This window comes from Caldimonas sp. (assembly GCF_046289365.1).
Taxonomy (GTDB): domain Bacteria; phylum Pseudomonadota; class Gammaproteobacteria; order Burkholderiales; family Burkholderiaceae_C; genus Caldimonas.
The window spans coordinates 1-7,912 of sequence record NZ_JBKBVU010000140.1 but is presented as its reverse complement, the minus strand read 5'-3'; the positions used below and the strand labels follow the sequence as shown (position 1 = coordinate 7,912).

The 7,912-nt window shown below is 69.3% G+C and carries 9 protein-coding genes; 8 read left to right on the top strand and 1 reads right to left on the bottom strand.

Annotated elements, in window-relative coordinates:
* On the top strand, positions 1 to 307 hold a 307-nt coding region (locus ACK42S_RS12980), incomplete at its 5' end, for an STAS domain-containing protein (protein WP_409708132.1).
* A 9-nt stretch (positions 308 to 316) separates the two neighbouring features.
* Here ACK42S_RS12980 and ACK42S_RS12975 read toward each other — a convergent pair.
* Positions 317 to 1,687, bottom strand: coding sequence for a UDP-glucose dehydrogenase family protein (locus ACK42S_RS12975; protein WP_409708129.1), 1,371 nt, complete (start codon positions 1,685 to 1,687; stop codon positions 317 to 319).
* A 242-nt stretch (positions 1,688 to 1,929) separates the two neighbouring features.
* Between ACK42S_RS12975 and rfbB the strand changes: the two genes are divergently transcribed.
* The 7 genes from rfbB to ACK42S_RS12940 all read left to right on the top strand — a co-directional run bounded on the left by rfbB (position 1,930) and on the right by ACK42S_RS12940 (position 7,667).
* Positions 1,930 to 3,003, top strand: coding sequence for a dTDP-glucose 4,6-dehydratase (rfbB, locus tag ACK42S_RS12970; protein ID WP_409708126.1), 1,074 nt, complete (start codon positions 1,930 to 1,932; stop codon positions 3,001 to 3,003).
* Positions 3,000 to 3,896, top strand: coding sequence for a dTDP-4-dehydrorhamnose reductase (gene rfbD, locus ACK42S_RS12965; protein ID WP_409708123.1), 897 nt, complete (start codon positions 3,000 to 3,002; stop codon positions 3,894 to 3,896). The genes rfbB and rfbD overlap by 4 nt, the downstream gene beginning before the upstream one ends.
* A 119-nt stretch (positions 3,897 to 4,015) precedes the next feature.
* Positions 4,016 to 4,897, top strand: coding sequence for a glucose-1-phosphate thymidylyltransferase RfbA (gene rfbA / locus ACK42S_RS12960; RefSeq protein ID WP_409708120.1), 882 nt, complete (start codon positions 4,016 to 4,018; stop codon positions 4,895 to 4,897).
* Positions 4,897 to 5,448, top strand: coding sequence for a dTDP-4-dehydrorhamnose 3,5-epimerase (rfbC, locus tag ACK42S_RS12955; protein WP_409708117.1), 552 nt, complete (start codon positions 4,897 to 4,899; stop codon positions 5,446 to 5,448). The genes rfbA and rfbC overlap by 1 nt, the downstream gene beginning before the upstream one ends.
* A gap of 34 nt (positions 5,449 to 5,482) precedes the next feature.
* Positions 5,483 to 6,274 (top strand): exodeoxyribonuclease III, encoded by a 792-nt coding sequence (locus ACK42S_RS12950; protein WP_409708114.1) that lies wholly within the window; start codon positions 5,483 to 5,485, stop codon positions 6,272 to 6,274.
* A 162-nt stretch (positions 6,275 to 6,436) separates the two neighbouring features.
* Positions 6,437 to 7,057, top strand: coding sequence for a hypothetical protein (locus ACK42S_RS12945; RefSeq protein WP_409708111.1), 621 nt, complete (start codon positions 6,437 to 6,439; stop codon positions 7,055 to 7,057).
* A 91-nt stretch (positions 7,058 to 7,148) separates the two neighbouring features.
* Positions 7,149 to 7,667: a flavin reductase family protein gene (locus ACK42S_RS12940; protein WP_409708108.1), complete on the top strand. Its 519-nt coding sequence runs from the start codon at positions 7,149 to 7,151 to the stop codon at positions 7,665 to 7,667.
* The last annotated feature ends 245 nt before the right edge of the window (positions 7,668 to 7,912 follow it).

Sequence of the window (7,912 nt, the reverse complement as noted above, 5' to 3'; positions counted from 1 at the left end):
GGTGCTGGACGTGCAGGTCGAACCTGCGGGGCCCTCGTGCGGCCAGCGCGTGCGGCTGGCCGGTGTGGCCCGGGCAGACACCCTCGGGCCGCTGCGCGAGGCACTCAAACAGGCCTTGCACCTGCCGCAGCCGCTGGAGATCGATCTGTCCGGGCTGCACGACATCGATGCCGAGGCCATGGGCCTGCTGCTGCTGGTGCAGGCCCGGCAAGGGCTCAGCGGTCAGCCGCTGCGGGTGGGCGGCGCCACGCCGGCCCTGCGCCGGCGCATCGTCCAGCACGGCTGCGCCGACTTGCTGGAAGGCTGAACCGCCACCTTAGTCCCGCGGCATCGGCCGTCCGATGGCGTGGTACTCGATGCCTTCCTGGCGCATGCGTTGCGGCGCATACAGGTTGCGCCCGTCGAAGACCAGCGGCTGCTTGAGCTGCGAGCGCAGGGCGCCGAAGTCGGGGCTGCGGAAGATCTTCCACTCGGTGGCGATCACCAAGGCATCGGCGCCGGGCAGGGCCGCATCGGGCGTGTCGACGAAGCGCAGGCGCTCGAACCAGCCGGGCTGGTCGGCCAGATCCTGCCGCAGCACACGTTGCGCCTCCTTCGAGGCCACCGGGTCGTAGGCCGTCACATCCGCCCCGCGTGAGAGCAACTCGCGGATGATCACCCGGCTGGGGGCGTCGCGCATGTCATCGGTGTTGGGCTTGAAGGCCAGGCCCCACAGCGCGAAACGGCGGCCGCGCAGATCCTCGCCCAGGCGGGCGACGATTTTGCGCACCAGCACCCGCTTCTGACGCTCGTTGACCTGTTCGACCGCTTGAATGACCTGCAACTCCATGCCGTGCTCGCGTGCGGTGTGCAGGATCGCGCGCGTGTCCTTCGGGAAGCACGATCCGCCGTAGCCGGTGCCGGCGTAGAGGAAGTCGTAGCCGATGCGCGAATCCGAGCCAATGCCCAGGCGCACGGCCTCGATGTCGGCGCCCACCGCATCGGCCAGGTTGGCCAGCTCGTTCATGAAGCTGATGCGCGTGGCCAGCATCGCGTTGGCGGCGTACTTGGTGAGTTCGGCCGAACGCACGTCCATGTAGATCGTGCGCTGGTGGTTGCGCTGCAGCGGTTCGTACAGGCGATCCATCACCTCGCGCGCGCGCCGGCCCAGTTCCCCGCCGGGCAGACCCAGCACGATGCGGTCGGGCCGCATGAAGTCGGCCACTGCGGCGCCTTCCTTCAGAAACTCGGGGTTGGACACCACCGCGAATTCGTGCGCCACACCCCGGCGGCGCAGTACCGCGGCGATCTCCTCGCGCACCCGGTCGGCGGTGCCCACCGGCACCGTGCTTTTGTCCACCACCACGGTGAAGCCGTCCAGAGCCTGCGCCAGCGAGCGCGCCGCTGCCAGCACGTGGCGCAGGTCGGCCGAGCCGTCCTCGTCCGACGGCGTGCCCACCGCGATGAACACCACCTCGCGACCGGCCACGCCCTCGTGCACGTCGCTCGTGAAATGCAGCCGGCCGTTGGCCAGGGCCGGTCGGATCAGGGCCTCGAGCCCGGGCTCGTAGATGGGCACCTCGCCTTGCCGCAGGCGGCGCACCTTGTCCTCGTCGATGTCGATGCAGGTGACATGGATGCCCAGGTCGGCGAAGCAAGCGCCGGTGACCAGGCCGACGTAGCCCGAACCGATGACAGCAATCTTCAATGGACTCTCCGCAGATGAGGGGCGGCGCGCGTGGCGCGGGCCGCCATGGTGCGGATTATCCCCTCGCCGTTCAGGGGCCGGGTGGCCGCGGGCCGGGGCCCCCTTGCCTGGGTGGCCGCAAGGCCCTGATCCCCGACATGAGGGTGGCCGCCGGTTGGCCGTTGGACGTGCGCCTCGCACAATACGGGCTCCTGGCGCACGAAGCGCCCGTGAACCTTTCCGCATCAGGCAGACCCTCACCCATGATCCTCGTCACCGGCGGCGCCGGCTTCATCGGCAGCAACTTCGTGCTGGACTGGCTCGCGCACAGCGACGAGCCCGTGCTCAATCTGGACGCCCTGACCTACGCGGGCAATGTGCACAACCTCGACAGCCTGCGCGGCGACCCCCGGCATGTCTTCGTGCATGGCGACATCTGCGACCGCGCCCTGCTCGACCGGCTGCTCGCCACGCACCGGCCGCGCGCCATCGTCCACTTCGCTGCCGAAAGCCACGTGGACCGCTCCATCCACGGCCCCGGCGCCTTCATCCGCACCAATGTGCAAGGCACCTTCACGCTGCTGGAGGCCGCGCGTGCCCACTGGCAGGCCCTGCCGGCCGACGAGAAGGCCGCCTTCCGCTTCCACCACGTGTCCACCGACGAGGTCTATGGTTCGCTGGGTCCGCAGGAGCCGGCCTTCACCGAGACCCATCCCTACGAACCCAACAGCCCCTATTCGGCCAGCAAGGCCGCCAGCGACCACCTCGTGCGCGCCTGGTTCCACACCTACGGCCTGCCGGTCCTGACCACCAACTGCTCGAACAACTACGGGCCCTACCACTTCCCCGAGAAGCTCATCCCGCTGATGATCGTCAATGCCCTGGCCGGCAAGCCCCTGCCGGTCTATGGCGACGGCCTCAACGTGCGCGACTGGCTGTATGTGACGGATCACTGCAGCGCCATCCGCACCGTGCTGGCGCGTGGCCGCGTGGGCGAGACCTACAACGTGGGCGGCTGGAACGAGATGACCAACCTCGAGATCGTGCGCACCGTGTGCGCCCTGCTCGACGAGCTGCGGCCCGACCCTGCCGGCCCCCACAGCCGGCTGATCACCTTCGTGAAGGACCGTCCCGGCCATGACCGCCGCTACGCCATCGACGCGCGCAAGATCGAGCGCGAACTCGGTTGGCGTCCGGCCGAGACCTTCGCCACCGGCATCCGCAAGACGGTGCAGTGGTATCTCGACCATCCCGAGTGGGTCGCCCAGGTGCAAAGCGGCGCCTACCGGGAATGGATCGCCACCCAATACCAGCCCTCGGACGCCAAAGCCGCATGAAGGTCCTGCTGCTCGGCAAGAACGGCCAGGTCGGCTGGGAGCTGCAGCGCGCGCTCGCCCCCCTGGGCGAGGTGGTGGCACTCGACCGCCACGGCCACGACGGGCTGTGCGGCGATCTGACGCAACTCGACAGCCTGGCCGCCACCGTGCGCACGCTTCGCCCCGACGTGATCGTCAATGCTGCGGCTCACACGGCCGTGGACCGCGCCGAGAGCGAGCCCGCGCTGGCGGCCCTGCTCAACGCCACCGCTGCCGGCGTGCTCGCCCGCGAGGCCGCGGCCCTGGGGGCCTGGCTGGTGCACTACAGCACCGACTATGTCTTCGACGGCAGCGGCGATCGGGCCCGCCGGGAGGACGACCCCACCGGCCCGCTGAGCGTCTATGGCCGCAGCAAACTCGAAGGCGAGCAGCTCATCGCGCAAAGCGGCTGCCGTCACCTGATCTTCCGCACGAGCTGGGTCTATGCCGCGCGCGGCGGCAACTTCGCCAAGACCATGCTGCGCCTGGCCGGCGAGCGCGAGCGCCTCACCGTGGTGAACGACCAGATCGGCGCGCCCACCGGGGCCGAGCTGATCGCCGACGTGACCGCGCATGCGCTGCGTGCCGTGCAGGAGCGGCCCGGGCTGTCGGGCCTGTACCACCTCGTGGCGGCCGGCGAGACGAGCTGGTTCGACTACGCCCGCCACGTCATCGAATGGGCCCGCGCGCGCGGGCACGCGGTCCGTGTGGCCCCCCAGGCCATCGAGCCCGTGCCCACCACTGCGTTTCCCACACCGGCACGCCGGCCCTTGAACTCCCGTCTCGACACCACCCGCCTGCGCGAGGCCTTCGGGCTTGTCCTGCCGCCCTGGCAGCACGGGGTGGACCGCATGCTCGCTGAAATCCTTCCCTAGACCCATATGAAACACCTTCACTTCACCGCACCGACCCGGGCCGCCGCGCCGGGCCGTCCCAAGCCAGGCCCGGCCCCCCTCGGGGGGGTGGCGGCCGGTACGGACGGCGGAGGGCTGTCATGACCCGCAAAGGCCTCATCCTCGCCGGAGGCTCCGGCACCCGGCTGCACCCGGCCACGCTGGCCATCAGCAAGCAACTGCTGCCGGTGTACGACAAGCCCATGATCTACTACCCACTGTCGGCCCTGATGCTGGCGGGCATCCGCGAGATCCTCATCATCTCCACGCCGCAGGACACCCCGCGCTTCCAGCAACTGCTGGGCGACGGCAGCGCCTGGGGGCTGTCGCTGCAGTATGCGGTCCAGCCCAGCCCCGACGGCCTGGCCCAGGCCTTCCTGATCGGCGAACGCTTCCTGGCCGGCGCGCCCAGCGCGCTGGTGCTGGGCGACAACATCTTCTACGGCCATGACCTGGCCTCGCGGCTCAAAGCGGCGCAGGACCGCGCGCGCGGCGCCACGGTGTTCGCCTACCCGGTGCACGATCCCGAGCGCTACGGCGTGGTCGAGTTCGACGCCAGCGGGCGGGCCATCAGCCTGGAGGAAAAACCCCGTCAGCCCAAGAGCCGTTATGCCGTGACGGGCCTGTACTTCTACGACGCCCAGGTCGTCGAGCGCGCCAAAACGCTCCAGCCCAGCGCGCGCGGCGAACTCGAGATCACCGACCTCAACCGCCTGTACCTGCAGGCCGGCGAACTCGACGTGCAGGTGCTGGGCCGCGGTGACGCCTGGCTCGACACCGGCACGCACGATTCCCTGATCGAGGCCAGCCAGTTCATCCAGACGCTGGAGAAGCGCCAGGGCCTCAAGATCTGCTGCCCCGAGGAGATCGCCTGGCGCCAGGGCTGGATCAGCGCCGACCAGCTCGCCGGCCTGGCCGCCCCGCTGTCCAAGAGCGGCTATGGCCAGTATCTCCAGCAGGTGCTCACCGAAAAGGTGTTCTGATGAAGGTCACCCCCACCCGATTGCCGGAAGTTCTGATCTTCGAGCCGCGCATCTTCGGCGACGAGCGCGGCTTCTTCCTCGAAAGCTTCCGCCAGGCCGTCTTCGACGAAGCCGTCGGCCGCCACTTCGATTTCGTGCAGGACAACCATTCGCACTCCCGCCGCGGGGTGCTGCGTGGGCTGCACTACCAGCTCGACCCGATGGCCCAAGGCAAGCTCGTGCGCGTCACGCAAGGCCGCGTGTTCGACGTGGCGGTGGACCTGCGCCGCTCCAGCCCGCGCTTTGGCCAGTGGGTCGGCGTGGAGCTCAGTGGCGAGAACCACCGCCAGCTCTGGGTGCCACCGGGCTTTGCGCATGGCTTCCTGGTGCTCAGCGACAGCGCCGATTTCCTCTACAAGACCACGAACTACTACGCCCCGCAGGCCGAACGCTGCATCCGCTGGGACGACCCCGTCCTCGGCATCGACTGGCCCGATGCCGGCGTGGCCCCGCAGGTGTCGGCCAAGGATGCCCAGGGCGTGTCGCTGACGCAGGCCGAGGTCTTCGCCTGAGCGGGCGTCGGGCGGGGAAGGTAAGCTCGCGCCCATGCTGCGCATCATCACCTCCAACCTCAACGGCATCCGCTCGGCGGCGAACAAGGGCTACTTCGACTGGCTGGGCCAACAACAGGCCGACATCGTCTGCCTGCAGGAGATCAAGGCCCAGCACGGCGACCTGACCGAGGCCATGCGGGCCCCGCACGGTCTGCAAGGCTGGTTCCACTGCGCCGAAAAGAAAGGCTATTCCGGCGTGGGCCTGTACAGCCGCCATGCGCCCAGCGACGTGAGAATCGGCTTCGGCTCGGCCGAGTTCGATGCCGAGGGCCGCTACGTCGAAGCCCGCTTCGACACCCCCTCGCGCAAGTTCTCGGTCATCAGTTGCTACTTCCCCAGCGGCTCCAGCTCGGACGAGCGCCAGCAGGCCAAGTACCGTTTCCTCGACGAGTTCTTCCCCCACCTGCAGCGCCTGAAGGCCGAGCGCGAGTTCGTGCTGTGCGGTGACGTGAACATCGCGCACAAGGAAATCGACCTCAAGAACTGGAAAAGCAACCAGAAGAACAGCGGCTTCCTGCCCGAGGAACGCGCCTGGTTCACCCGCATGGTCGACGAGATCGGCCTGGTCGATGTGTACCGCCGACTGCACCCCGATGCCACCGGCGAGGCCTACACCTGGTGGAGCAACCGCGGCCAGGCCTGGGCCAACAACGTGGGGTGGCGCATCGACTACCACGTGGCCAGCCCGGCGGTGGCCCAGACCGCCCGCGCCGCCAGCGTCTACAAGGCGCAGCGCTTTTCCGATCACGCGCCGCTGACCATCGACTATGACCTGGCGCTGTGAGGCCCGATGCCGGCCGGGCAAGTGGCGGCCCGGCATCGGCGCGAATTGCGCAGGGGTTTTCGTCCATTTGACGCATTCGGGCCGAGCCGAGCGTGCCTACACTGCGGCGCAGTGCCACCCACCGGACCGTTGCGTCCCTCCACCCCCATGAAAAAGCTCCTGATGACCGTCGCCCTCGGGGCGGCTGGTGCCCTGCCGGCCCAGGCGGGCGAGATCTACGGCAACATCGGCCTGCCGGGCGTGATGATCGGCTACGCGCAGCCGCTGAACAGCCATGTCGGCGTGCGCGCGGATGTGGCCACCCTGGGCTCGCGCAATGCCGACGGCACCGAGGAGGGCATCGACTACGAGGGCAAGGCCCGCGCCCACCGCGCCGGGGTGTTCGCTGACTGGTTCGTCTTTGGCGGCGGCTTTCGCCTGACCGGCGGCCTCACCGTCAACGACATGCGCGTGGACCTGTCCGGCCGCGGCCATGGCGGCACCATCGAGATCGGCGGCACCACCTACACCACCCAGCCCGGCGACCGCTTCGACGTGCGCATCGAGTTCCCGCGCGTCACCCCCTACCTGGGCATTGGCTACGGCCATCAGCCCGCCGGCACCGGTTGGGGCTTCGTCTTCGACCTGGGCGCCTCGATCGGCAAGGCCAAGGTCAGCGCCTCCACCAACATCGCCGGCGTGACGCAGGAGGACATCGATCGCGAGCTCGAGGAGCTGCGCAACGGCGTGGGCAAGGTGCGCGCGATCCCGCAGCTGAGCGTCGGGGTGAACTACCGCTTCTGAACGCGCCGCCGGCGCGGCATCCACGCAAAAAGGGGGGGCTTGCGCCCTTCCCCGGGGCCGGCCCTGGGGAATAATGGACGCTCACCCAGCCATGGACGTCGTGAACCCCCCCCGTCGGGCCGCCGCCCCCAGTTTCTCCCCGGTCGAGTTCCGCCAGGCGCTCGGCAGCTTCGCCACCGGCGTGACCATCGTCACCGCCCGGGCCAGCGACGGTCGTCTGATCGGGCTGACGGCCAACTCCTTCAATTCCGTCTCGCTCGACCCGCCGCTGGTGCTGTGGAGCCTGTCGCGCCTGGCGGGGTCGAAGCCGGCCTTTGAGCGCGGCTCGCACTACGCCATCCACATCCTCGCGGCCGACCAGATGGCCTTGGCCGAACGCTTTGCCACCAAGGGCGTGGATCGTTTCGCCGGGCTGCCCTGGCGCGAGGGCGCGGGTGGCGCACCGCTGCTCGACGGCGTGGCCGCGGTCTTCGAATGCTTCAACCGCAGCCGCTACGAGGAAGGCGACCATGTCATCTTCGTCGGCGAGGTCGAGCGCTGCGAGCGGCGCGCCGAGGCCTCGCCGCTGATCTTCCACGGCGGGCGCTACTTCACCGAACTGCCGCTGTGACACGTTGAGCGCATCGCGACTTGCGGCCTCCGGGCCACCCCCCACTTGCGGGGCCTCCTGCTGACGCACACCGCGCAGCCACGGGCTGATCTCCGCCCTTGTCACACCCTGTTTCCAAAACCAGCTGGCCTGTGCTGGGAGGGGCTTGCTAGCATCGCGCGGCTTTCAGGGACAAGGACAAGCAAGGGAGGCCTGATGAGCGAGCCTTTCGATGCGGGCGCGCTGGCGGCGGTGTGGATGCAGGC

Coding starts and splice junctions, on each gene's coding strand:
- rfbB (WP_409708126.1), top strand. CDS start 1,930: ATGATCCTCGTCACCGGCGGCGCCGGCTTCATCGGCAGCAACTTCGTG.
- rfbD (WP_409708123.1), top strand. CDS start 3,000: ATGAAGGTCCTGCTGCTCGGCAAGAACGGCCAGGTCGGCTGGGAGCTG.
- rfbA (WP_409708120.1), top strand. CDS start 4,016: ATGACCCGCAAAGGCCTCATCCTCGCCGGAGGCTCCGGCACCCGGCTG.
- rfbC (WP_409708117.1), top strand. CDS start 4,897: ATGAAGGTCACCCCCACCCGATTGCCGGAAGTTCTGATCTTCGAGCCG.
- ACK42S_RS12950 (WP_409708114.1), top strand. CDS start 5,483: ATGCTGCGCATCATCACCTCCAACCTCAACGGCATCCGCTCGGCGGCG.
- ACK42S_RS12945 (WP_409708111.1), top strand. CDS start 6,437: ATGACCGTCGCCCTCGGGGCGGCTGGTGCCCTGCCGGCCCAGGCGGGC.
- ACK42S_RS12940 (WP_409708108.1), top strand. CDS start 7,149: ATGGACGTCGTGAACCCCCCCCGTCGGGCCGCCGCCCCCAGTTTCTCC.